Origin of the sequence: Streptomyces sp. CC224B, from assembly GCF_030010595.1 — a bacterium.
GTDB classification, from domain to species: Bacteria; Actinomycetota; Actinomycetes; order Streptomycetales; family Streptomycetaceae; genus Streptomyces; species Streptomyces longispororuber.
Window position 1 is genome coordinate 66,295 of record NZ_JASCXL010000016.1, and the last position, 24,256, is coordinate 90,550.

The 24,256-nt window shown below is 74.3% G+C and carries 19 protein-coding genes and 1 pseudogene; 10 read left to right on the forward strand and 10 right to left on the reverse strand.

Annotated features, from left to right (window positions below):
• The first annotated feature begins 65 nt into the window (after positions 1-65).
• Entirely contained in the window at positions 66-959 is an 894-nt protein-coding gene (locus QK440_RS09020) for an NADP-dependent oxidoreductase (protein WP_282792480.1), read from the forward strand.
• Positions 960-1,213: 254 nt separating this feature from the next.
• Here QK440_RS09020 and QK440_RS09025 read toward each other — a convergent pair whose 3' ends face one another.
• The gene (locus QK440_RS09025) at positions 1,214-1,810 is read right to left on the reverse strand and encodes a hypothetical protein (protein ID WP_282792481.1); all 597 of its coding nucleotides are present in this window, start codon (positions 1,808-1,810) and stop codon (positions 1,214-1,216) included.
• 561 nt (positions 1,811-2,371) lie between these two features.
• On the opposite strand from QK440_RS09025, the pseudogene QK440_RS09030 reads away from it, so the two are divergent.
• Positions 2,372-3,205: pseudogene (locus tag QK440_RS09030) on the forward strand (chitinase); the annotation flags it as partial.
• A gap of 134 nt (positions 3,206-3,339) precedes the next feature.
• On the opposite strand, the gene QK440_RS09035 reads toward QK440_RS09030, so the two are convergent.
• The gene (locus QK440_RS09035; RefSeq protein WP_282792482.1) at positions 3,340-6,228 is read right to left on the reverse strand and encodes a LuxR family transcriptional regulator; all 2,889 of its coding nucleotides are present in this window, start codon (positions 6,226-6,228) and stop codon (positions 3,340-3,342) included.
• 617 nt (positions 6,229-6,845) lie between these two features.
• Between QK440_RS09035 and QK440_RS09040 the strand changes: the two genes are divergently transcribed.
• Together QK440_RS09040 and QK440_RS09045 are read left to right on the forward strand one after the other, a co-directional pair.
• Positions 6,846-7,259: an SRPBCC family protein gene (locus QK440_RS09040; RefSeq protein ID WP_282792483.1), complete on the forward strand. Its 414-nt coding sequence runs from the start codon at positions 6,846-6,848 to the stop codon at positions 7,257-7,259.
• Positions 7,260-7,289: 30 nt separating this feature from the next.
• On the forward strand, positions 7,290-8,303 hold the full coding sequence (locus QK440_RS09045; protein ID WP_282792484.1) for a DNA topoisomerase IB: 1,014 nt from the start codon (positions 7,290-7,292) through the stop codon (positions 8,301-8,303).
• Between the two features lie 42 nt (positions 8,304-8,345).
• Here the strand turns inward: QK440_RS09045 and QK440_RS09050 are convergent, their stop codons facing one another.
• A complete protein-coding gene (locus QK440_RS09050; protein ID WP_282792485.1) occupies positions 8,346-9,740 on the reverse strand; it encodes an aspartate aminotransferase family protein in 1,395 nt (464 codons plus the stop codon).
• 90 nt (positions 9,741-9,830) lie between these two features.
• Between QK440_RS09050 and QK440_RS09055 the strand changes: the two genes are divergently transcribed.
• Positions 9,831-10,739, forward strand: coding sequence for a LysR substrate-binding domain-containing protein (locus QK440_RS09055; protein WP_282792486.1), 909 nt, complete (start codon positions 9,831-9,833; stop codon positions 10,737-10,739).
• Here the strand turns inward: QK440_RS09055 and QK440_RS09060 are convergent.
• Positions 10,709-11,566: a polysaccharide deacetylase family protein gene (locus QK440_RS09060; RefSeq protein WP_282792487.1), complete on the reverse strand. Its 858-nt coding sequence runs from the start codon at positions 11,564-11,566 to the stop codon at positions 10,709-10,711. The genes QK440_RS09055 and QK440_RS09060 overlap by 31 nt on opposite strands.
• Positions 11,567-11,792: 226 nt before the next feature.
• Between QK440_RS09060 and QK440_RS09065 the strand changes: the two genes are divergently transcribed.
• Both QK440_RS09065 and QK440_RS09070 read left to right on the forward strand, forming a co-directional pair.
• Positions 11,793-11,942 (forward strand): hypothetical protein, encoded by a 150-nt coding sequence (locus QK440_RS09065; RefSeq protein ID WP_282792488.1) that lies wholly within the window; start codon positions 11,793-11,795, stop codon positions 11,940-11,942.
• A gap of 17 nt (positions 11,943-11,959) precedes the next feature.
• Entirely contained in the window at positions 11,960-12,325 is a 366-nt protein-coding gene (locus QK440_RS09070; protein WP_282792489.1) for an STAS domain-containing protein, read from the forward strand.
• A gap of 79 nt (positions 12,326-12,404) precedes the next feature.
• Here QK440_RS09070 and QK440_RS09075 read toward each other — a convergent pair whose 3' ends face one another.
• On the reverse strand, positions 12,405-13,214 hold the full coding sequence (locus QK440_RS09075) for a TetR/AcrR family transcriptional regulator (RefSeq protein ID WP_282792490.1): 810 nt from the start codon (positions 13,212-13,214) through the stop codon (positions 12,405-12,407).
• A gap of 265 nt (positions 13,215-13,479) precedes the next feature.
• Between QK440_RS09075 and QK440_RS09080 the strand changes: the two genes are divergently transcribed.
• The gene (locus QK440_RS09080; protein ID WP_282792491.1) at positions 13,480-15,717 is read left to right on the forward strand and encodes an MMPL family transporter; all 2,238 of its coding nucleotides are present in this window, start codon (positions 13,480-13,482) and stop codon (positions 15,715-15,717) included.
• An 85-nt stretch (positions 15,718-15,802) separates the two neighbouring features.
• Here QK440_RS09080 and dctA read toward each other — a convergent pair whose 3' ends face one another.
• The 5 genes from dctA to QK440_RS09105 form a co-directional block, all read right to left on the reverse strand.
• The gene (gene dctA, locus QK440_RS09085; RefSeq protein ID WP_282792492.1) at positions 15,803-17,194 is read right to left on the reverse strand and encodes a C4-dicarboxylate transporter DctA; all 1,392 of its coding nucleotides are present in this window, start codon (positions 17,192-17,194) and stop codon (positions 15,803-15,805) included.
• Between the two features lie 148 nt (positions 17,195-17,342).
• Positions 17,343-18,401, reverse strand: a complete 1,059-nt coding sequence (locus QK440_RS09090; protein ID WP_282792493.1) for a tartrate dehydrogenase — start codon at positions 18,399-18,401, stop codon at positions 17,343-17,345.
• A gap of 153 nt (positions 18,402-18,554) precedes the next feature.
• Positions 18,555-19,439 (reverse strand): LysR substrate-binding domain-containing protein, encoded by an 885-nt coding sequence (locus tag QK440_RS09095; protein ID WP_282792494.1) that lies wholly within the window; start codon positions 19,437-19,439, stop codon positions 18,555-18,557.
• Positions 19,440-19,622: 183 nt separating this feature from the next.
• On the reverse strand, positions 19,623-21,248 hold the full coding sequence (locus tag QK440_RS09100) for an amidohydrolase (protein WP_282792495.1): 1,626 nt from the start codon (positions 21,246-21,248) through the stop codon (positions 19,623-19,625).
• Between the two features lie 57 nt (positions 21,249-21,305).
• Positions 21,306-21,947: a TetR family transcriptional regulator C-terminal domain-containing protein gene (locus tag QK440_RS09105; RefSeq protein WP_282792496.1), complete on the reverse strand. Its 642-nt coding sequence runs from the start codon at positions 21,945-21,947 to the stop codon at positions 21,306-21,308.
• Between the two features lie 68 nt (positions 21,948-22,015).
• Here QK440_RS09105 and QK440_RS09110 point away from each other — a divergent pair, with 68 nt between their 5' ends.
• Together QK440_RS09110 and QK440_RS09115 are read left to right on the forward strand one after the other, a co-directional pair.
• Complete coding sequence (locus tag QK440_RS09110) at positions 22,016-23,521, forward strand: cytosine permease (protein ID WP_282792497.1); 1,506 nt, start codon at positions 22,016-22,018, stop codon at positions 23,519-23,521.
• On the forward strand, positions 23,518-24,249 hold the full coding sequence (locus QK440_RS09115; protein ID WP_282792498.1) for an MgtC/SapB family protein: 732 nt from the start codon (positions 23,518-23,520) through the stop codon (positions 24,247-24,249). Before QK440_RS09110 ends, QK440_RS09115 begins: the two co-directional genes overlap by 4 nt.
• Positions 24,250-24,256 lie beyond the last annotated feature (7 nt).

Sequence of the window (24,256 nt, forward strand, 5' to 3'; positions counted from 1 at the left end):
CACCCTAGCAAATACGAAGACATACCTGTTTCAAAACCCTAACCGTTAGTGCTACGGTCGGCCGCATGAGGAAAGTGAGCTATGCCGAGTTCGGCGGTCCGGACGTGCTGCGCCTGGTGGACGCCGAGGAGCCCCACGCGGGCCCCGGCCGGATACGCGTCGCCGTGCGGGCGGCCGGTGTGAACCCCGTCGACTGGCGGATCCGCGAGGGCCAGGTCCTGGGGGCCCATCCGGTCGAGTTGCCCGCCGGGGTCGGCCTGGACGCCGCCGGGGTGGTGGACGAGGTCGGCGAGGGCGTCGAGGGGGTCGCGGTCGGCGACCACGTGTTCGGCGAGGGCGTGGACACCTATGCCGAGTTCGCCGTGCTGACGGCGTGGGCCCGGATGCCCGAGGGGCTGACGTTCGAGGAGGCGGCCGGGTACCCCTCCGTGGTGGAGACCGCGCTGCGCGTCCTCCGCGAGGTCGGCGTCCGCCCCGGGCAGACACTGCTGGTCAGCGGCGCTTCCGGCGGGGTCGGCTCGGCGGTGCTGCAGATCGCCCGTGAGCGGGGTGTCACCGTGATCGGCACGGCCGGGGCCGCGAACCAGGAGTACCTGCGCGGCCTGGGCGCCCTCGCCACGACGTACGGCGAGGGCTGGGTCGAGCGCGTGCGGCGGCTCGGCCGGGTGGACGCGGCGCTCGACCTGGCCGGCGCGGGCGTGCTGCGCGACCTCGTCGAGCTGACCGGGGACCCGCGCAAGGTGATCTCCATAGCGGACCTCGGCGCGCCCGAGCACGGCGTCCGCTTCTCCGGCGTGGCCGGAAGCGTGCCCGAAGCCCTCGCGGAGGCCGCCGACCTCATCGCCCGGGGGAAGCTCCACATCCCGGTCGAGCAGTCGTACACGCTCGCGGAGGCAGCGGCGGCGCACGTCGACAGCCGGGCGGGCCATACGCGGGGGCGGCGGGTCATCGTGGTCTGAGCCGCTGCCACTGCCCGCGCGGGTCCGCGGCTCCTGGGCCCGCGGGAGGTCCTTGACGAAGACCAGGACGCCGGTCTGCGCCCGAGCCGGGTCGGCGCCGTGTGCCGGGCATCGACGGAGCCGGCGGCGAGGGAGTCGCCGCCGGCCCGGTCATGGGGAAAATGCTGTCGAGGATGGCTCGTGGGCCCACGCGCCCGGGGCGTGTCACCCCTGTAGCGGTCGGGGCGTATCACCCCTGTGGTAGTCGGGGCGTTCTAGTCGATGCGGACGGGGTTCTTGGTGCCCGCGGGGCCGTAGCCGCACATGGAGGGCGCCATGACGTGCTGCGGATTGGTCCAGCCCGCGCACTGGTAGCCGGAGTGGCCGTACCAGTCGTGGCCGAACTCGTGCGCGGCCAGCAGGGCCTGGTCGCGGACGCCGCCCATGTAGAGCGCGATGCGCTGGCCGCGGCCCCAGTTGCAGCCGACGATCCGGCCGCCTCCGCCGCAGTCGGTGATGTAGGTGTTCCGGCACTCGACCGGGGTCCCCCTGTTCGGGGTCTCGTCCAGGTTGGCCCAGGCGGCCGCGCCCCGGGCGATGGTCGCGGCGTACGACCGGCAGGACGCCGTGAGGTAGTAGCTGCGGTCGGAGGGGACCGGCCAGCCGCCCGGTGGGGGTTCGAAGGCCTCGGGACCCGCTGCCGCGAGCGCCGAGAGCTCCTCCGCCGTGATGCCGTGGCCCTCCGCCGTGACGTCGGCCGCGGCGGGCCGGTCCAGGGGTGCGGGCGCGGCTTGGGCCCCGGATCCGAGCAATCCGACGGCCACGGTCACCACGACGGCGACGAGGTATCTCAGGAGCAGGTTTCCGCGCATGCTTCTCCTCCTGCTGTGGGGGTGCCGGCTGTTGTGGGGGGTGCCGGCGCGAACCCCGTCGAACGCCGCGCCCTTTGGTACGGGCCAACTGCGCCGTCCGGTTCCACAGTTCACGCACCGGCGCGGTGAGAACAATCCGGGTATCGATAGGTAGGGGTACGCAGAAAAAGGGCGGGTGGCGGCGGGGGCCGGGACGGTACGGGCACCCTCGTGGCCGCACGTTCCGCTGCCTATTGGTCCAGACCTTGACTTGATTGGTCCATGCCAATAGCCTCCGTGCTGTCGCCCCTCCTGTCGGTTCCCGCCGCGTCAGCGGCCTTCGCGCGGACCGGCAGCGCGGGCGCGTGTGCGACGGACGGCGAGCTCGTGCGTACGCGTCGTCCGGCCCCCCATCCGGACCCGACACTCGAGGGAGTCCCCTTGAGATCTCCCACCGGCAGACGCTTCGTCAGGCGAGCCGCGACGGCGCTCGTCACCCTGGCCGTCCCCTTCGCCGCCCTCACCGCTCCGGCGCAGGCGGCCGGCCCCGCCCCGACCACCGCCCCGGCGAACCGCGCGCCCGGCTTCGTCCAGGCCGCGCCCTACCTCTACCTCGGCTGGGGCAACCCGCCCAGCGCCACCGAGGTCATGCGGGCCTCCGGCATCAAGTGGTTCACCATGGCGTTCATCCTCGCCCGCAACGGCTGCAACCCCGCCTGGGACAGCCAACGCCCCCTCACCGGCGGCGTCGACGAGACCACCATCAAGTCGATCCGCGCGGCGGGCGGCGACGTCGTACCCTCGATCGGCGGCTGGAGCGGCAACAAGCTCGGCCCCAACTGCGCCACGCCGCAAGCCCTGGCGGGCGCGTACCAGAAGGTCATCGACGCCTACCGCCTCAAGGCGATCGACGTCGACATCGAGAACACCGACGAGTTCGAGAGCCCCGCCGTCCAGGACCGCGTCCTCGGCGCCCTGAAGATCGTCAAGCAGAACAACCCGGGCCTCAGGACCATCCTCACCTTCCCGACCCTCAACACCGGTCCCAACTCCTGGGGCAACCGCCTCATCGAGCGCTCCAAGGCGCTCGACGCGAACATCGACAACTTCACGATCATGCCGTTCAACTTCGGTGGCCACGCCGACATGTACGGCCACACCGTCCGCGCCACCGAGGGCCTGAAGACCAAGCTCAAGGCCGTCTACGGGTGGTCCGACGCCGAGGCCTACGCCCACATCGGCATCTCCGGCATGAACGGCTCCAGCGACACGGGCGAGAACACCACGCCGCAGATCTGGACCCAGATCCGCGACTGGGCCAACGCCCATCACATCGGCCGCCTCTCCTTCTGGGCGGTCAACCGCGACCGTCCCGCCTGGCAGTTCACTTCCATCACCGCCGGATTCACCGGCTGACCGCACGGGGTGTCCGCCGCCCACCCGGCGGACACCCCGGCCGACCGTCCGACCCGTCCCCCGACCCGTCCCCCCGAGGAAAGCGGCGGCGGCGCTCCCCTTCCGCTCCGGGAGCGCCGCCGCTCCGTGCTCCGTCACGGCGTGGCCGCGAGCCCGTGCCGGCCGACCTCGGCCCGTGAGCCGACGTGGAGCTTGCGCAGCACCTTGGCGACGTGCTGCTCGACGGTGCGCGGGGAGAGGAACAGCACCTCGGCGATCTCCCGGTTGGTGTGGCCGAGCGCCACGAGGCGGGCCACCTCGCTCTCCCTCGGGGACAGCCGGTCGCCGTAGCCGCGGCGGCCGCGCCGGGAGGGCAGCGGGACGTTGTGGCCGCGCAGCACCCGGCGGCACCGGGCCGCGTCGCGCGTCGCGCCCAGCTCGGTGAACCGCTCGGCCGCCGCGGCCAGTTCCGCCGCGGCCGCGCGCTCCCCCGCGGCCAGGCGGCAGCGGGCGGCCGCCTCGGCGGCGCGGGCGGCGGAGTAGGGCTGGGGCAGGGCCGCGTAGGCGGCGCGGGCCGCGCCGAAGGACGCGGCGGCCTCCTCGGCGCGGCCGCGGCCGACGGCCAGGACGCCGTGGCACGCGTCGAGGGCGGCCGCTGCCAGGGGGGCGTCCCGGCCCGCGATGCCGTCGGCCAGTTCCGCGGTGACCCGCTCCGCGTCGGCCAGGCCGCCCTCGTGGACCAGCGCGGCCACGGCCAGCGGCGCCAGGTCCCCCGCCCACGCCCAGATGCCCTTGCGGCGGATCCTGGCGATGCCGCGCTCGGCCTCGGCGCGTGCCTCGGTGTGCTCGCCCCGGGCCGCAAGGAGACGGACCATGGCGCCGGACGCGGCCGCGAGGACCGGTGCCGGGGCGTTGTGGGGCGCCGAGAGCCCGGCCGCCCGCAGTTCCGCGGCGGCCTCGTCCCACTCGCCCCGCGTGGAGGCGAGCAGGCCGAGGACGAGGTGCGCGTCGGCCGCGATGCCCGAGACGCCCTGCACCACGTCCAGGACGCGCCGGGCCCGCCCCGCGAGGCCCTGCCACCGGCCCTCGTACCAGTCCAGGCGCAGCGCGGTGCCCTCGACGATGCCCGACAGGAACGCGGCGCCGCACTCGGTGGCCAGCCGGCGCCCGAGCCTGCGGAAGCGGTGGGCCGCCCGGTAGTGGCCGAGGCACGTGGCCGCGTCGGCGAAGTTGCCGCAGGCCCGGGCCACCTGGCGGCGGTCGCCCACGGGTCCGGCGGTGTCGATGAGGTGCTCGGCCTGCTCCCAGACCTCCGGGTCGCCCGCGTACATCGCGAGCGCCAGGTGGTTGGCCCGTACGGCGGTGCACACCGACGGGCCGGGCTCCCGGGCCGCCAGCCGCTCGGCCTGCTCGATCCAGTGCTCGTACACGTGGTAGGGGCGGTCGCCCCAGGCCGGCATGGCCAGGGCGGCCATCCCGCGGGCGGCCAGGGCGGGCCGGTAGCGCAGTTCGTGGACCGCGCGCTCGGTGTCGATACGGCCCTCCTCGTGCCGGCCCGCCTGGTTGTAGAGCAGCAGCCCCAGGTGGAGCCGGATCTCGCCGCGCAGCCCCTCGGGCAGGTCCGAGTCCTGCACGATGCGGCGCAGCAGCGCCGTCGCCCTGCGGTGGGTGAGGCCGACGACCGCGTCCCGGCTGAGGTCGACCGCGATGCGGGCACAGGTCATGCGGCCCAGGCGGCCGTCGGACAGCAGCTCCTCCAGGATCTCCACGGCGAGGGACAGGTCGCCCGTGCCGCGTGCCGAGGCCGCCGCCGCCTCGCCGTAGAGCTGCCACTGGGTCAGCTCGCCCGCCCGGCGGGCGTGGTGGGCGAGTTGGACCAGGGGCTGGGGTTCCCGCGCCGCCAGGGCCCGCATCGCGCGGTGGTGCAGCCGCCGCCGGTCGGGGCCCGGCAGGCTCGCGTAGACGGCCTGCTGCGCGAGGGTGTGCCGGAGCCCGTACTGGTCGTCGTCCCACTCGAACAGGACACCGGCCAGGAGCGCCTCCCGTACGGCCGCCGCGTCCTCCTGCGACGCGGGCCGGCCCACCGTCCCGCGTACGACGTCGGCGAGCAGGGCCTCCCCGGCGGGGACGCGGAGCACGCAGGCGGCGTGCACGGTGGCGGTGGCCATCGGCGAGAGCACGCTCATGCGGTCGGCGATGGCTTCCTGCAGCGCGGTGGGGACCGTCATCGCGTCCAGGGCCTCGTGCCCCGCCCGGCCGGTGCCGCCGAGGTCCTCCGGCAGCGCGCGGACGACCTCCTCCACCACGAACGGGATGCCCGCGGTGCGCCGGTGCAGCTCCGCGGCCCACGCCTCGGAGACCTCCGGGGCGCCGGTGAGGGCGGCGCACAGGTCGCGTACGGCGCCTACGTCCAGGGGGCGCAGCGCGATGGTCACCGCTGTCGTGCCGGGCGGGTGGCGGTAGGCCCGCCCCAAGGGGAGGCGGGCGCCGGGCAGTTCCTCGCGGCGGTGACTGAGGACGACCGACAGCGCGTCCGGCGGGTCGTCCACCAGGAACCGCAGCAGGTCCCGGGTCCCGTCGTCGGCCCAGTGCAGGTCCTCCACGACCATCACGGCCGGGCCGACCGCGTCGAGCAGCGCGCGCACGGCCCGGAACAGCCGGTGTCCGCGCGCCCGCGGGTCGTGCAGGGGCTCGGGGGCGGGCGGCAGCCGGTCGGCGAGCTCCGGCAGGTAGGGGCGGAGCGCGCCGCACACCGGGCTGAGCGCGGCGGGCACCGCGTCGGCCAGGTGGCGCAGCAGGTCGAGGACGGGCCCGTACGGGAAGGGTTCGCGCAGCGGCCGGCACCGGCCCACCAGAACCCGGCGGCCACGGACGGCGGGGTGGCGCAGCGCCTGGTGGATCAGCCGGGTCTTGCCGATGCCGGCCTCTCCCTCGACGAGGGCCACGGACGGCGGGCGCGCCACCGCGTCCACGAGGGAGCGCAGTTCCACCGCTCGGCCGACCAGAACGGGCGTTTCCGGGGTGCGCAGAAGGGAGGCGGTCATGAGGGGCTCCGGCCTGTGGGGGTCCGTTGCGCGCACGGGGGGCGACGCGTGCGGTACCGCGGCGCCAGCGTGAAGTTATGCCTGGCGACGGGCGCCTCGCAAGACTGTGGCGGCGGACCGGTGCGGCGGGCGGCGCAGGCTCGGGACGCGTGTCACGCGTGGTCCGCGCGGCGCTCGCGGTACGCCCGTTGCCGACAGGCGCGCGAGCAGTACGTCCGCGGACGCCCACGGGAGGCGCGCGCCACCGGGGTCCGGCAGGCGGGGCAGGGGGGTGGCGTCGCCGCGGCCCTGCGGGACCTGGGCCGGGACCACATCGGTCTGGAGCGGCGGGAGATCGGTCACGCTCGCCGTCGTAGTCCCCGCCGGGGAAGCGGACCGATCTGTTCCCTCTGCCCACCAGCAGGCTGTCCGCCGGAAGCCCGCCGCGCGCAAGGCGCGCGGACACCGCCGTCCTGCGGTACGTTGCCGCTACTTTCACCAGCGCAAAGGCACCGAGGTCGCGGTGGGACCGGGTGCCGTCGTCGTGGCCGGCGCGGGACACCTGGCTTGGGCCGGGCGGAGCAGGGCACGCGTGCGCTGTACTTCCCGAGCACCTCGAAGAGCAAGGACGGTACGCGATGACCGAGTACGAGCGCTCCCGCACGATGCCCGCCCAGCCCGAGCACGTCTTCGACCAGGCCGCCAACGTCGACCAGCTCGACACCTGGCTGCCGCGGGACCTGCACGTCGAGGCCGGGGAGCCGCCGGCCGTCACCGTGCACGACGACCGCGCCGACGAGGACTCCTCGGCCGTGCTGCGCGCCCGGCGCGAGCAGATGCGGCTGGAGTGGGGCACCCGCGACCACGGCGGCTACACCGGCTGGCTCCAGGTCGCCGGCGGGGACACCGGCACCAGCGAGGTGACCGTGCACCTGTCGTTCTTCGACGACAGCCACGACCCGGGCGAGCAGGCCGTGACCGAGGCCCTGGACTCCAGCCTCCGGCGCCTGGAGGAACAGGTGCGGCTGCGCGTCGACAACGCCGCCGGCTGACCCCGTCCCCGACCTCCCAAGGAGGCCCGATTGCGTCTTTACCACAGTCGTCCCACCGAGCCGGGTTACGTCCGCAAACGGCACGGGCGCGGTTTCCGGTACCTCGACCCGCAGGGCCGCCCCCTGCGGGACGCCGAGGAGTTGGAGCGCATCAAGGCGCTGGTGATCCCTCCCGCCTGGCGGGACGTCTGGATCTGCCGCAGGGCGAGCGGGCACCTGCAAGCGGTCGGTACCGACGCCGCCGGGCGGCGCCAGTACCTGTACCACCCGCAGTTCCGCGCCGAGCAGGAGGAGGCCAAGCACGAGCACGTGCTCGACGTCGCGGAGCGGCTGCCGGAGGTCAGGACCGCCGTGGAGGCGCACCTCAGCGAGCGCGGCCTCACCCGCGAGAAGGTGCTCGCCACCGCCGTGCGCCTGCTCGACCTGGGGTTCTTCCGCATCGGCAGCGACCGCTACGTCACCGCGAACGAGTCCTACGGCCTGACCACCCTGCTGCGTGAGCACACGCAGTGCAGCGGCGGCCAGGTGGTCTTCACCTACACGGCCAAGGGCGGCAAGGAGCGGGTCCAGGCGGTGGCGGACCCGCCGACGTGCCGTGCCGTCAACGCGCTGCTGCACCGCCGCAGCGGCGGCGAGCGGCTGTTCGCGTACTGGGAGCGCCCCGGCTGGCACGAGGTCAGCGGGGCGGACGTCAACGCCTATCTGAAGGGCCTGGCCGGTCTGGAGGTCACCGCCAAGGACTTCCGCACCTGGCACGCCACCGTCATGGCCGCCGTGGCCCTCGCCGTGTCGCGGCCGGTGGCGCACAGCGAGACCGCCCGCCGCCGCGCCATCAACCGGGCCGTCAAGGAGGTCGCCGGGTACCTCGGCAACACCCCCGCCGTCTGCCGCGCCTCGTACATCAACCCCCGGGTCGTCGAGCTGTACGAGGAGGGGGTGACGGCGGACTCCGCGCTGCCGGACCTGGGCGCCGAGGGCGCGTACGGCACTCCGGCGACCCAGGGTGCGGCCGAGCGGGCGGTGCTCCGCATGCTGCGCGGGTGAGGCACCGCCCCCGGCCGCCGTCCGCCGGTCATGTCCGGCTGGTCAGAGGGTCGCCGCGGCCTCGCCGATGGCGGTGTCCAGGATGGAGAGCCCCAGTGACAGCTCGTCCTCGGTGGCGGTGAGGGGCGGGGCCATGCGCAGGACGCCGCCCATGCCGGGGAGCTGGACGATGTTCATGTGCAGGCCCAGTTCGAAGCAGCGCCGGGTGACCAGGGCGCCCAGTGCGTCGGAACCCCGCTTGGTCGCGCGGTCGGCGACGAGTTCCAGCCCGGCGAGCAGGCCCCGGCCGCGGATGTCCCCGACGACCGCGTGCCGCTCGGCGATGTCGTCCAGGCCCCGGCGGAGGAACGTACCGAGCAACCGCGCGCGGCGGTCGAGCCCGTCGCGGGCCAGGACGTCGAGGACGGTGTTGCCGACGGCGGCGACGAGCGGGTCCGACACGTGCGTGGTGAAGAAGAGGAAGCCGCGGTCGTGGGCCTCCTGCTCGATCTCGGCGCTGGTGACGACCGCGGCGAGGGGCAGCCCCGCCCCGAGGGTCTTGGACAGGGTCAGGATGTCGGGGACGACGCCGTCGCGCTCGAAGGCGTACCACGTGCCCGTGCGGCACAGGCCGGTCTGGGCCTCGTCGAGGATCAGCAGCATGCCGCGCTCCCGGCACTTGTCGCGCAGGGCGGCGAAGTAGCCGGGCGGCGGTTCGATGATGCCGCCGGAGCTGAGGATAGGTTCGACGAGGCACGCGGCGAGGCTGCCGGTCGACTGGGCGTCGATCAGGTCGAAGGCGAGGTCGAGCTGGCGGCGCCAGTCCAGGGAGCCGTCGGCCGCGGTGATGTCAGGCCGGTACGCGTGGGGCACGGGGATGGCGAAGTTGCCGGGCGTGCCCGGGCCGTAGCCCTTGCGGCCCGCGCTGTACGTGGCGGACGCGGCGGCCTGGGTCATGCCGTGCCAGGACCGCGCGAACGAGACGATCTCGTGGCGGCCGGTGACGAGCTTGGCCATCCGGACGGCGGCCTCGTTCGACTCGGCGCCGGTGGTCAGCAGCAGCGCCTTCTCCAGCGGCTCCGGCAGCGTGTCGGCCAGGCGGCGGGCGAGGTCGACCACCGGGCGGCTGAGCATGCCGCTGAAGAGGTGGTCGAGGGTGGCGACCTGCCGCTGGACGGTCTCGACGATCTCCGGGTGGGCGTGGCCGAGGATCGCGCTCATCTGGCCGGAGGTGAAGTCGAGGATCTTCCGGCCCTCGGCCGTGTACACGAAGCTCCCGGCGGCCCGCTCGATGATCGCGGGGGTGAACGCGCCGCCGTAGCGGACGAGGTGCCGCTCGGCGTCGGTCCAGAAGGTCTCGCCGGACGCCGGGCCGGTGGTCGCCGAGACGGTGGTCACCGACGCGGCGGACGGCGGCACGGGGGCCGGGGACGGCCCGGTGGGGGTCGAAGTAGCCATGCGGTCGACGGTAGGACGCGCCCGAGCGACACGTCCATCTCACAATTCCGGCTGTGCTGTTCGGCAGACCCGTACAACAATGACGGTGTGATGAACCCCTGGAGACTGCGGCTGCTGAGCCAGTTGGACACCCTGGGCACGGTGCGGGCGGTGGCCCAGGCCGTCAACATGAGCGCGTCGAGCGTGTCCCAGCAGCTCGCCGTCCTCGAGGCCGAGACGCGCACGCAGTTGCTGGAGCGGACGGGCCGCCGGGTGCGGCTCACCTCGGCCGGGCTGATCCTGGCGCGGCGGGCGCGGGCGCTCCTCGACCACATGGAGAGCGTCGAGGAGGAGCTGCGCGGCTTCGGCGAGGAGCCGGCCGGGCTGGTGCGCCTCGGCGCGTTCCAGTCCGCGATCCACACGATGGCCGTGCCGGCGGTGACGCGCCTGGCGCGCGAGCACCCGCACCTCGACGTGGAGCTGCTGCAACTGGAGCCGCACGAGAGCATGCCCGCGCTGCGGGGCGGGGACGCGGACCTCATCATCACGACGACGGACTTCGACGAGCTGCCGCTCGGCCCGGACCTCGACCTGGTGCCGCTGGCCACGGATCCGGTGCTGCTGGTGGTCCCGCCCGGGCACCCCGTGACGGGGCGCGGCGGCGCGGTGGACCTCGCGGCCTGCGCGGACGAGCCGTGGGCGTTCGACATGCCGCAGTCGTACATGGCGAACCTCGCGCAGCGGCTGTGCCGGCAGGCCCGGTTCGAGCCGCGCGTGGTGTGCCGGTTCAGCAACTACATGATGACGCTCCAGCACGTGGAGGCCGGGCTGTCCATCGCGCTGCTGCCCGGCCTCGCGGTCGACCGCCGCTACCGCGTCGCCACCCGGGAGCTGGCGACACCCGTGACGCGTACGATCACGGCGGCCGTCCGCCGGGGCTCGCCGCCGCGCGCGGCGGTGCGCGTCGTCCTGGACGCGCTGCGCCGCCCTCAGGACCTGCCGCTGCCCGGCGCGGAGTGAGGACCGGGGCGGCCGGGGGGCGTGAGGAGGGTGCGCAGGTCGATGACGCGGTAGCCGCGGGCGCGGACCGCGTCGAGGACCGGCCGCAGGGCCAGGGCGTCGATCACCTCGGTGCGGCCCTCGGACGCGCCGACGTGCATCTGGAGGATCGCGCCCGGACGCAGGGCGTCCACCGCCCGGCGCACCGCGCGGTCCACGGTCATGCCGCCCTCGGTGCCCTTCCAGCCGTTGGTGTCGGCGGTGAACTCGATGTCGGCGAAGCCCAACGCGTTGACCTCCTTGATGTGCGCCGGGCTGGTCTCGCTGTAGGGGAACCGGAAGAACGGGGTCAGGGCGTCCCCCGCTCCGGCGGCGCGCAGCGCCCGGTCCGCCGCCCGGACCTCCCGCCGCCGTCCTGCGGCGGTCAGGTCCTTGAAGTAGGGGTGACTGTAGGAGTGGTTGCCAAGGCCGTGCCCCGCCGCCGCGACCTTCCGGACCACCCCCGGGAGGCGGTCGGCGAAGTCGCCGGTCAGGAAGAACGTGGCGGGTGTGCGCCGACGGGCGAGCTCACCGAGGACGCGGTCAAGCCCGGCGTCGTTCCAGGCCGCGTTGAACGTCACCGCGACCACCCGCTCACGCGTACGGATCACGCGGTTCTCCGAGCCGAACAGCGCCCGTAGCCCGGTGCCGTCCGCGGGGGCCGCCGGGTGCGGCGCCCGGGCCCGGGCTGTCGCTGCCGCCGTGGCGGCCCCGGCTCCGGGCAGCGCGTTCCAGGCGGCGGCGAGCAGTCCGGCGGCCACCACGCGGCGGGGGACGGGACGGTGGGCGATGAGGGAGTGTGTTTCCATGCCTCCGTCATCGGCCGGTCCGTACGCGCCCTTGACGAGGGATCCGGCGAACCCCTGTCCGGAACGGGCCGCGCAGGCGGTGTGACCATGGCATATACCGAATGTTCGCCCTCCGGCGGAGAGGAGGCGCGGACCTGCGCGAAGCGCCACAATACGTGAGAGGTGTGTCCGGTGTTCCGGCGCCGGTCCCGTCGTCGGCGCCGGTGGTGAGGGGGTCGTCGAGGCCGTGGGCAGCGCAGCCGCAGCATGGACTTTCCTGACCGACCGCACGCGGGTCCTGCTGATGCTCGCCCGCGATCCGTCCGTACCGCCGTGGCGGGTGGCCGGCGCCTGCACCGACGGCCACGCGGCGGACACCCCGCTGCCTGCCGGTTGAGGCCGGCGGCGGCTGCGATGGGCCAGGAGTCCGCGCCCCGGCTGGTGGTCCGTCATGTGCCGGCGGGCCGCTCCACGGTACTGATGTGCCTGTCGGGCGAGCTGGACCTCGACACCACCGCCCTGCTGCGCGACGAGGTCGTGCGGGTGGCGTCGCGCCCGCGGGACCACCGCGTGCTGTTGCTGGAGCTGTCCGCCCTCACCTACTGCGACAACGCCGGGCTCTACACCCTGGTGGGCGTCTGCCAGGCGTTGGACTCGGTCGGCATCGCGGTCGGTGTCATCGAGACCGGGGTGGTCACCCGCGCCGCCATCGACCGCGCGGGGCTGGCGGAGCGCCTCCCCTTGCGGGACCTCACCGACACGACGGCTCTGTCCGCGTGACCGGCGGTGCCGTGGTCGCGTGACCGGTGCCGCGGCTACGCGGACGGGGCGCGGGCGCGGCTACGGGGCGCGGGCGCGGCTACGCGGACGGGGGCGGGGACGCGGGCGGGGGCGGGGACGCGGGCGGGGGCGCCGCCCCCGACGGGGCCGCCGCGGGAATCCGGCGGTGGATGCCCTCGACCATGTCCCGCATCGCCGTGTGGAAGAGCTCGCCCTGGTGGTCGCCGAGGAACGAGGTGTGCCCGAAGACCTCCAGGACGACGAGGCCGTGCATGTGGCCCCAGGCGCTGAGCAGGAGGGAGGCCGCCGCGGGCGGCAGGTCGCCGAGGCCGTCCTGCGGCAGTCGTTCCAGGTGTGCCCGGAAGGAGGCCGTCAGGCCCCGGGTGTCGGCGGCGGCGAGCTGGGCCAGGGTGAACCCGACGAACATCTCCCGCTGGAAGACCTTGGTCATGCGGCGGACGGCCTGCGTGGTGGGGCCGTCGGCGGGCGCCCGGTAGGACCGCAGCGGGGCTCCGTACAGGAGTTGGAACCGCTCCGGGTGCGCGACGGCCCAGCGCCGGTAGCCCTCGGCCGCGACGACCGGGCGCGGCGTGGCGGAGTCCTCGGGCACGTCCTCGGGCACCGCGTCGACGGCCGCCTGCACGGCGTCGGCCAGGTCGTCGTACGCCTTGGTGATGAGCGCGGTGACCAGGTCGTCCCGGCTCGGGAAGTAGTGGTAGAGCGCCTGCACGGTCATGCCCAGGGCGCGGGCGACGGCACGCAACGACAGGGCGTGCGGGCCCTGTTCGACGATCTGCTGCTCGGCGGCGCCCAGGATTTCCTGCCGGGCGACGGCCCGGCGCCGCTGCCGCAGGGAGGGCATGGCCGCCGCGGGTTCCTCGGGAGACATGCGGTGACCGTACGACGGCCGGCCCCCGAACGACCATGGGCAGGAACCGTGCTGTGAAGAAAATCTAACACTGCCAAAACTTCTTGTCCCTCGCTAGCGTCGACACCGGCGACCAGGAGCGCGCGCTCCCTCTCTCTTCGCCTCTCCCCCCTCGGCTCGACCCGACTGCCCCATGTCCCTGCGCGGCACAGACCCCCTGTGCGTGACAGACACACGTGACGGACCCATACGAACGTGCGTGACAGCAACCCGAAGGAGACAGCGCGTGTTTGAACGCATAGCGGAACTGGCGATCCGCCGGTCCCGGTTGGTACTCGTGGTCGCCGCCCTCGCGGTGGCGCTCATGGGTGTGGTGGGCGCCGGGGCGTTCAGCAAACTGGTGGAAGGCGGCAACGAGGACCCCGGCTCCCCCTCCACGAAGGCCGCGCGGGTCATCGAGGACAAGTTCGGCGGGGAGACCGACCTCGTCCTCCTGGTCCGCCCGCAGGGCCGGGTCGACTCCCCCGCGGCCGAACGGGCCGGGCGGGCGCTCACGGCCGACCTGAAGGAGGACCGGCACCTCGACAACGTGATCTCGTACTGGGATGCGGGCAGTTCCGCCCTGCGCTCCGAGGACGGCCGCGAGGCGATGGTGCTCGCCCATGTGAAGGGCGACGACACCGAGCGGGGGAAGAACGCCAAGGACGTCATCGACGCCTACACCGGCTCGTACGAGGGCGGGTTGAGCGTCCGGGCCGGGGGCGGCGCGGCCGTGGGCAACGACCTGGCCGCGCAGGTGCCCAAGGACCTCCTCCTGGCGGAGGCGGTCGCCGTCCCGCTGACGCTGGTCCTGCTCCTGGTCGTCTTCGGCAGCGTGGTCGCGGCGCTGCTGCCGCTGGTGATCGGCCTCGTCGCGATCGCGGGCACGTTCGCCGGACTCGCCCTCCTCGGCGGCGTCACGGACGTGTCGATCTTCGCGACCAACCTGACCACGGCCCTGGGCCTCGGGCTCGGCATCGACTACGCCCTGCTGATGGTCAGCCGGTTCCGGGAGCAGCTCACGGCCGGGGCGGACGTGCCCGACGCCGTCCGCGTCACCGTGCGCACCGCGGGCCGTACGGTGGCGTTCTCGGCCGCGACGGTGGCCGTGGCGCTCGCCGCGCTGCTGGTGTTCCCGCAGTACTTCCTCCGCTCGTTCGCCTACGCGGGGGTCGGGGTCGTCCTCGTCGCCGCCGTCGGCACGCTGTTCGTGATGCCCGCCCTGCTCGCCGTGCTGGGGCACCGGGTCGACAAGGGCCGGCTGCCCTGGGCCCGGGAGCGGCGGGCCGACGGCGGGGCGCCGTTCTGGGGGCGGCTCGCGGGTACCGTCATGCGCCGGCCCGCGGTCACCGCGCTGCCGGTGCTCGCGGTGCTGCTCCTGGCCGCGAGCCCGCTGCTCGGCATCGGCTTCGGCACGCCGGACGAACGGGTGCTGCCCGAGGACGCGGAGAGCCGCCAGGTCGCCACCGCGCTGCGGGAGAACTTCGACGGCAACGACGACGCGGCCGTCCACGTCGTGATCGACCGGGCCGTCGAGCGGGCCCCGCTGGCCGCGTACGCGACCGAGCTGTCCCGGCTCGACGGCGTGGTCCGCGTCGAGGCCTCCACGGGCACCTACACCGACGGGAGGCCCGGGGCGGCCGCCCCCGGCGGTGCCGCGCTCGGCCGCCCCGACGCCCAGCGGATCAACGTCGTGGGCGGGCTGACGCCGAAGTCCGCCGCGGCCGAGCGCCTGGTGGCGGACGTCCGCGACGTCACGCCGCCCGCCGGGGCCCGCCCGCTGGTCGGGGGCGGCGACGCCGAGCTGGTGGACTCCAAGGAGTCCATCGGCGGGAGGCTCCCGGTCGCCGTGGCCCTGGTCGCCGTCAGCACCTTCCTGCTGCTGTTCCTCTTCACCGGGAGCGTGCTGCAGCCGCTGCGGGCCCTCGTCCTCAACGCGATCAGCCTGGGAGCGGCCCTCGGCGTGATGACGTGGATCTTCCAGGACGGCCACCTCGCCTCGCTGCTCGGGTTCACCCCGCAGCCGATGGAGACCGCGATGACGGTGCTGATGTTCTGCATCGCCTTCGGCCTCTCGATGGACTACGAGGTGTTCGTGACCAGCCGCATCAAGGAGCTCCACGACCGGGGCGAGAGCACCGGGTCAGCCGTGGTCCAGGGCCTCGGGCACACGGGGCGGATCGTCAGCGCGGCGGCCTGCCTGCTGGCGGTGAGCTTCTTCGCCTTCGGCACGGCGCAGGTGAGCTTCATGCAGATGTTCGGCCTGGGCAGCGGCCTCGCCATCCTCATCGACGCCGTGGCCGTGCGCGGGGTGCTCCTGCCCGCCGCGATGCGGCTGCTCGGCCGCCGGGCGTGGTACGCGCCCGGGTTCCTGCGCGGCCTGCACGGGCGCTTCGGGCTCAGCGAGGGCGGCCCGGCGGACGCTCCCGCCGCCGCGGAGGCCGTGGCCGGTACGCCGCGCGAGCGGAACTCCGCCGGAGTCTGACACCGCGGACCACTTCCCCGACGTGCCCGCCTCCGCCCCCGTCGGAGGTGGGCACACGTGTCCGTGGCCGTGGGCCGGCCGGTGGTCAGCCGGGTCCGGGGGCCCGTCGTGTGCGGCGCCCACTGTGGTGCTCCGGCGCGGCCGAGGCCTTCTTGAAGTGGCGCAGGCGAGGGCGGGTGGAGCCGGTGCTTAGGGCCTCGTTGACGCGGGTGGTGTCGAGGGCGTTCTCCCAGCGGGCGACGACGAGGGTGGCGACGCTGTTGCCCGCGAGGTTGGTCAGGGCGCGGCACTCGGACATGAACTTGTCGACGCCGAAGACCAGCATGATGCCCGCGGCGGGGACGGTGCCGACGGTGGAGAGGGTGGCGGCGAGGGCGATGAAGCCCGCTCCGGTGACCCCGCCCGACCCTTTCGAGGTGAGGATCATGACGGCCAGCAGGCCGAGTTGCTGACCGAGGCTCAGCGGGGTATCGGTGGCCTGGGCGATGTAGACGGCGGCGAGGGAGAGGTAGAGGGAGCTGCCGTCGAGGTTGAAGGAGTAGCCGGTGGGGACGGTGAGCCCGACGATGTCGCGGCGGATGCCGAGCCCTTCGAGCTTCACCATCAGGCGGGGCAGCGCGCTCTCGGACGACGAGGTGCCGAGGACCAGCACGAACTCCTCGCGCAGATGGGCGAGGAGCCGGAAGATGTTGATCCCGAGGGCCGCGGTGACCCCGCCGAGGACGACCACGACGAAGAAGGCGGACGTGCCGTAGAACAGCCCGACGAGCCGGCCCAGGCCGGTGAGGGTGGAGATCCCGTACCGTCCGACGGTGTACGCCATGGCGCCGAAGGCCCCGATCGGGGCGGCCAGCATCACCAGGTGCAGGACCTGGAAGACCACGGCGGTGAGCCGGTGGACGCCGTCGACGAGGGGTTCGCCGACGGGGCCGACGGCCTTCAGGGCGACGCCGAAGAGCACCGAGACGAAGATGACCTGGAGGATGTCGCCCTCGGCGAAGGCGCCGACGGCGCTGGTGGGCACGAGGTCGGTGAGCAGGTGCCACCACTCCTGGTTCTCGCCGTCCTTGACGTACTGTCCGGCGTCGCCCTCCAGGCGCAGGTCCGCGGGGTCCGCGTGGACACCCGCGCCGGGCCGGAAGACGTTCACGGCGACCAGCCCGACGAGCAGCGCGGCCAGGGTGCCGGCCTGGAAGTGAAGCAGGGACTTCAGGCCCACGCGGCCGACCCGGCCGAGGCTGTCGACGCCACCGATGCCCGCCACGACGGTCAGGAAGACGATCGGCGTGATGAGCATCTTGATCGCGGCGACGAAGGTGGTGCCGACCGGTTCCAGGGCGGCACCGGCCGAGGGCCACAGCCAGCCGGTGAGCACCCCGGCGACGATGGCGGCCAGGACCTGGGCGTAGAGCTGTCGGTACCAGCGCTTCCGGCCGGTTCCGGCCCCGGAGGGCACGGGAGGTGCGGGTGCTGCCATGGCGTTTCACCTCGTCGGGGGGAACGGGGCACGGCCGGGGGGTGCGGACCCCGGCCGGGGCGCGCACCTCAGCCGGGGAGCTGGGAATGCGGCAGGGGGCGCGGAATGCGGGCAGGGGGAACTCGGTGCCGCCCCGCGCGCCCGGCGCTCAGAGGAGTTCGAGGAGGGTCTCGGTGAAGTCGGCGGTGGTGGCGGTGCCTCCCAGGTCCCGGGTGCGGACGTCCGTCTTGGCCAGGACGGTGGCGATCGCGTCGGTGACGTCCTTGGCGGCGGCCGGGTGGCCGAGGTGGTCGAGCATCAGCGCCGCGGACCAGATCGCGCCGATCGGGTTGGCGACGCCCTGCCCGGCGATGTCGGGCGCGGAGCCGTGCACCGGTTCGAACATCGAGGGGAACTCCCGCTCGGGGTTGAGGTTGGCCGCCGGGGCGATGCCGATGGACCCGGCCACGGCGGCGGCGAGGTCGCTGAGGATGTCGCCGAAGAGGTTGGAGGCGACCACGACGTCGAAGCCGGCCGGGTCGAGGACGAACTTCGCCGCGAGGGCGTCGATGTGCTCCTGGTCCCAGGCGACCTCGGGGAAGCGCGCCGCCCGCGCGGCGACGAGCTCGTCCCAGAACGGCATGGTGTGCACGATGCCGTTCGACTTCGTCGCGGAGGTCAGCCGGCCGCCGCGACGCGCGGCGAGCCGGAAGGCGTAGTCCAGGACGCGGGTGACGCCGGTCCGTGTGAACACGGCTTCCTGTACGGCCATCTCCTCCGGCGACCCGCTGTGCAGCCGTCCGCCGACCTGGCTGTACTCGCCCTCCACGTTCTCCCGGACCACGACGAGGTCGACCTCGCCGGGCCGCGCGGCGCGCACCGGGCTGTCGACGCCGTCGAAGACGCGGACGGGCCGCAGGTTGACGTACTGCCGGAAGCCGCGGCGGATCGGGATCAGCAGCCCCCACAGCGAGACGTGGTCGGGCACGCCCGGGTGGCCCACCGCGCCCAGCAGGATGGCGTCCTTGTCACGGAGCTGGTCGAGGCCGTCCTCGGGCATCATGGCACCCTCGCGCAGCTGGCGCGCGCACGACCAGTCGTCGTAGGAGGTGTACGACAGGCTGAAGCCGTGCCGGGGGCCGAGGCGGTCGAGCACCCGCCGCGCAGCCGGGAGCACTTCGGGGCCGATGCCGTCGCCGGGTATCAGGGCGATGCGGTGGTTCGTCATGCCGTCGATTGCAGCAACGCGCCGGTGGCGGCGTCCAAGACGGAAAGCGGATCTGCCTGATAGGGCACGACTATCAGCAGGCGCGCCCCCGCCACCAGAGCGCGCCCCTCACGCGAGCACGGGCCGCGCCCGCACCCGCCCCCGCTTCCCCTCTCAGCCGCCGTCGCACCCGGCCGCCGTCGACCAGAACGCGGCAGCCGCCGGGGACAGCCCGCCGCGGCGGCTCACCAGGGCCACGCGCAGCGCGGTCGCGGGCTCGATGTCGAGGACCCTGGCCCCGGTGCGCCGGGCGGTCTCGCGCCACGCCTCCGTGACGACGGCGAGCCCGACCCCGGCGAGCACCAGCGGCAGCAGCGACACGCGGTGCTCCGTCTCGGCCGCGACGGTGAAGTCGACGCCCCGGTCCCGCAGGGCGTCGACGTAGGCCCGCATCCCCGTCCCGGGCTGCCCCACGATGAGGCGCTGCCCCGCCAGCTCCTCGCAGGCGACGGAGTCGCGGCCCGCGAAGGGCCCGCCGGGCGGCACCACCAGGACGAAGCGCTGCTCCCCCAGCGGACGGGCGGCGACCTCCCTGTCCGGCACGGGCTCCGCCGAGGCGAGCAGGCCCAGTTCCACGGCCCCGGTCCGCACCGTGTCGATCACGTCGCGCGCGGTGAAGACCGCCCTGACCGCCACCGTGACGCCGGGGTAGCGCCCGCTGAAGACCCGGATCAGGGTCGTCAGGGGCTCCACCGCCTGCGACGGCATCGACGCGACGTCCAGGCGCCCCTCGCGCAGCTCGCGCACCGCCGCCACGCTCGCCCGCGCGGTTCCGAGGCTCCGTACGGCCGCGCGGGCGGGCTCGATCAGCGCCCGCCCCGCCTCCGTGAGCACCGCCCGGCGGCCGACACGGTGGAACAGCTCCGCCCCCAGGTCGCGCTCCAGCGCCCGCACGGCCTGCGACAGCGACGGCTGCGACACGTACAGCGCCGAGGCGGCCCGGTGGAAGCCCCCGCGGTCCACGATCGCCAGGAAGTACTCCAGCTGCCGGACGTCCATGGTCCTCCTCCCCGTCCCGGGCTCCGACCCGCGCGGGCCCCGCCCCGCCGCGGGCGCCGTCCTCCGGCCCGCCGACCCGGCCGGTGTACGACGGTACGTGCCACGCGCGCCCCGCCTGCCACAAGGCACCTGCTCACGCGGCCCCGGCGCGCCGGGGCCGCGCGGTCCCGGCTCCCCCGGCGGTCACAGGCTCCGGTCGCGGTACGTCGGTACGCCGTCGAGGACGGTCAGCAGCACCGGGACGTCCGCCAGTGCGGTGGCCGGGGTGGCGAGGGGGTCCGCGGCGAGGACCGTCAGGTCGGCGCGGTGGCCGAGGGCGATGCGGCCCGCCTCCCCCTCCTCGCTCGCGGCGTACGCGGCGTTGACGGTCATGCCCTGGAGGGCCTCCAGTGCCGTGAGGGCCTGCTGCGGGGCGTGCGGCGGCCGGGTCAGGTCGCGGCTGGGGCGGCGGTGGCGGGCCCCGGCCATGACGCCCAGCGGCGGGTACGGCGCGATGGGCCAGTCGGAGCCGAGGACCACGACCGCGCCGGAGTCCTGCAGGTCGCGGCAGCGCCAGGCGCGGGCGGCGCGCTCCTCGCCCAGCCTGCGCGACCAGTTGTCGGTGTGGTCGGCGCGGGTGAAGTCGCAGCAGTGGGTCGGCTGCATGGAGGCGACGACGCCGAGCTCGGCGAACCGGCGCACGGTGTCGTCGGGGACGGTCTCGATGTGCTCGATCCGGTGGCGCACCGGCCGCCAGTCGTCCGCCTGCGCCTTCTCCACGGCGTCGAGGGCGTGGCGGACGGCGGCGTCGCCGATGGCGTGGGTGGCGGTGGGCACGCCCGCCCGGTGCAGGGCGGCGACGACCCCCGTGTACTCCTCGGGGTCCGGCCAGAAGGCCTGCCGGGACTCGCCGTCGCGGTCGGGGTGTTCCAGCCAGGCGGTGCCGTTGTCGATGGTGCCGTCCATGAAGATCTTGACGCCGTCGGTGCGCCACAGGCGCCCGCCCGTGCCCTGCTGCTCGATGAGCGCGCGGACGCCGTCGGGGCCGGTGCCGGGCTGGCACCAGGGGGCGACGCGCAGCCGCACCGGCAGTTCGCCCGCCTCGTCGAGGTCGGCGTAGAAGGCGAGGCTGTCGCCGTTGGCGTCCATGACGTGGCCGCCGGTCAGGCCCGCCGCGGCCATGGCGCGCAGCGCGGCGGCGAGGCGGTCGCGGCGCTCCTCGCGGGTGGGCTGCGGGGCGGCGCGCTCCACGAGGTCGCAGGCGGCGTCCTCCAGGAGCAGCCCGGTGGGCCGGCCGTCGGGGCCGCACACCACGTCGGCGGTGGCCTGGGCGAAGGCGCGCGGCCCGTCGACACCGGCGAGTTCCAGGGCGCGCTCGCTGGCCAGCATGGAGTGGGCGTCGAAGAGCAGCAGCAGGGCGGGCACGCCGGCGAGCACGGTGTCGAAGGGGGCGGTGTCGACGGGGCGGCCCGCGAAGACGTTGGGGTCGAGGCCCCAGCCGCGCAGCCACGCGCCGGGGGCCAGGTCCCGTACCGCGCGGGCGAGGGCGTCGCGCACCTGCTCCACGTCGGTACAGCCCGACAGGTCGAGACCGTGGGTGAGTTCGGCCCCCGAGACGGGGTGGATGTGCCCGTCCACCAGGCCGGGCACCGCCACCGCTCCCTTGAGGTCGACGACCTCGGTGGAGGCGTCCGTGAGCGCGCGGATCTCCCCGTCGTCGCCGAGGGCGGTGATGCGTCCGTCGGCGGCGGCGAGCGCGGTGCCGGGCAGGAACTCCCCGGTGGCGGGGTCGAGCAGACGGGCCGAGAGCAGGACGAGGGAGGGGCGCACAGGGGCTCCTTGTGTGCGGGCCGGTGGACGGCCGGTGAGGTCGCTGGGGGCAGGCGGTCAGAGCGCCGGGGCGTCGGTCAACGCGCCCGCGGGCAGGCCGAGTTCGCGCTCGGCGGTGGTGAGCGGCAGGAGCCGCACGGCGGGCGGGTCGTCGGCGCTGCCGCCGCTGTTCACGAGCATGCCGAGGCCGTCGAGGACCACCAGGATCTGGATGGCGGTCACCAGGGGGTCCGCCGTGCGGAACTCGCCCTCCCGGACACCCTCGCGGATCAGCCCTTCGAGCCGGTCGCGCCAGGCGGTCTCCTGGACGGCCACGCGGTCGCGCAGCGCGGGGCGGTAGCGGCTGAGGTGGCGGGCGTTGAGCCAGAGGCGGCTGATGTCGTCGTAGGTCTCTCCGGTCGTCCGGGTCAGGAAGCGGGCCAGGTGGCAGGTGGGTGTGGCGCCGGCGCGGTCGGCCGGGAGGAGTTCGTCGAGCTCGGCGCCGACGGCGGTGCCGTAGGCCTCGGCCACGAGGTCGTCCACGGCCGGGAAGTAGTGGCTGATCAGCCCCGGCCGGACGTCGAGTTCCTCGGCGACGCGCCGCAGGGTGATGCACTCCAGCCCTTCGGCCAGAGCAACCCGCGCGGCCGCGGCAACGATTTCCGCACGTCTTTCCGTCGGAGACTTACGAATTCGCCTGTTCGGGAGGGTTGACGACATGGAAACCATGCTATTGAGTGTGCGACCAATAAACAAGCAGGTGGGTAACCAGCATCCGGAGGGGCCGCATGGCGTCCACGATTCCCGACCCGCAGCAAGGCCCCCGCACCCCCGCGCAGCAGGCTCCGGCGCGGCCTCAGGCCCCGTCCCCCACGGACGGGGCGGGCCGCGTCGAGGCCCATGGCATCGACCACATCCCCGAGCACGAACGCCACGGCCACCCCCGGCAGTTGTTCTCCGTGTGGGCGGCGGCGAACGTCAACTACCTGAACCTGGTGATCGGCGGCACCCTGATCCTCATGGGCCTGACCCTCTGGCAGGCCCTCGCCGTGATCGTCGTGGGCAATCTGTGCTGGCTGCTCACCGGGGTGCTCGCGATGTCCGGCCCGGCCGCGGGCGCGCCGAGCGAGGTGATCACCCGCGCGATGTTCGGCGTCCGCGGCAACCGGGTCAACAACGCGGTCGTGGGCTGGATGGTCTCCGTGGCGTACTTCGCCCTGAACCTGGCCGCCGCGGCGACCGCCGCCTTCTCCCTCGTCGAGAAGGCCGGCGTCCCCGCGACCACGGGCGTGCAGGTCGTCGTGGTCCTGGTGATCGCCGCGCTCACGCTCGCCATCGGCGTGTACGGCCACGGCACGATCATGAAGCTCTACCTGCCGATCACCCTGGCGCTCGCCGCCGTCTTCGCGGTCGTCGCCGTCGGGGTGTTCCGGCACGCCGACTACGCGTACACCCCGGCCGAACCGCTGACCGGCAGCGCCCTGTGGGCGGTCCTCGTCTCCGGAGTCACCCTCATCGGCTCCGGCCCACTGACCTACACCACCAGCGCCGACTTCTCCCGCTACCTGCCGCGGACCGCGTCCGCGAAGGCCGTGCTCGGCTGGACCGCGCTGGGCGGCTTCCTGCCCAGTGTCGCCGTCAGCTCCCTCGGCGCGCTCGCCGCCACCGCCGTGGACATGACGGACCCGCAGTCGGGGCTCCAGCAGATCCTGCCGGGCTGGTTCGGCCCGGTCTTCCTGCTCGCCCTGGTCCTCGGGACGATCGCCATCAACGCCCTGACCGCCTACAGCGCGGGGCTCGCCCTGCAGGCCGTGGGCATCCGCGTCCGCCGCTCCCTCAGCGTGCTCGCCGACGGCGCCGCGGCGGTGTCGCTCACCCTGTACGGGCTCCTCGTCTCCGACTTCCTCGACACCGTCAGCAACGTCCTCCAGCTCACCGTCGTCCTGCTCGGCCCCGCCGTGGCCGTCTACGCGACCGACATCCTGCTGCGCCGCAACCGCTACGACGGCCCCGCGCTGATGGACGAGACCCCGGACAGCCCCTTCTGGTACACCGCCGGCGTCAACACGGCCGGAGCCCTCGCCCTCGCCGGGGGCGTCACCGCGGCGGCCCTGAGCGTCGACACGCTCTACACCGGGCCCCTCGCCCGGGCTCTGGGCGGCATGAACCTCGCGCTCCCCGTGGGCATCGCCGTTTCCGCGTGCCTCTACGCGATACTCATGCGGACCACGAGGCAGCAGGTGTGTCCGCCGTCGTCCGGGGCAGGGGCGAGGTCGGACAGGAGGTGTGCATGATCCATCTGGCGGTTCCGCTGTGGGACGTGGGGAACGGGCAGGGCGTACGGCAGCTCTCCGAGCTGGGGCTCGCCCTGGTGCTCTCGAGCCTGATCGGCTGGGAGCGCGCGGCCCAGCAGAAGAGCGCGGGGCTGCGCACGCACACCCTCGTGGGCATCGCCAGCGCGCTCATGATGGAGGTCTCCCAGCACGGCTTCAGCAACGTCCTCGGCCTGGACAACGTGTCCTTCGACCCGTCCCGGGTGGCCGCGCAGATCGTCTCCGGCATCGGCTTCATCGGCGGCGGCCTGATCTTCGTGCGCCAGGACGCCGTGCGCGGCCTGACCACCGCGGCGACGATCTGGCTCACCTGCGCGGTCGGCATGGCCTGCGGGGGCGGCTTGCCCGTCCTCGCGCTGGCCGTGACCGCCCTGCACTTCCTCGTCGTGCGCGGGTATCCGCTGCTCGCGGGGCGTCTGCTCGCCCGCACCCGCAGCTCCGCCTTCGAGCTGCGCCTGACGTACCGCACCGGTACGGCGCTGCTGCCCCGGCTGATGGAGACCTGCACCCGGCGCGGCTTCCGCATCCTGAAGGTGCGGGTCGACCGGCTGCCCGGGGACGGTGACCCGGCGGCCCGCGTCCTGCTCGCGCTGGAGGGCGCGGCCGCCACCGGGCCGCTCACCGCCGAACTGTTCGACAGCGACGGTGTGCTGGATGTCGAGATGACCCCGGCCGCCGACGACGAGTAGCCGAAGA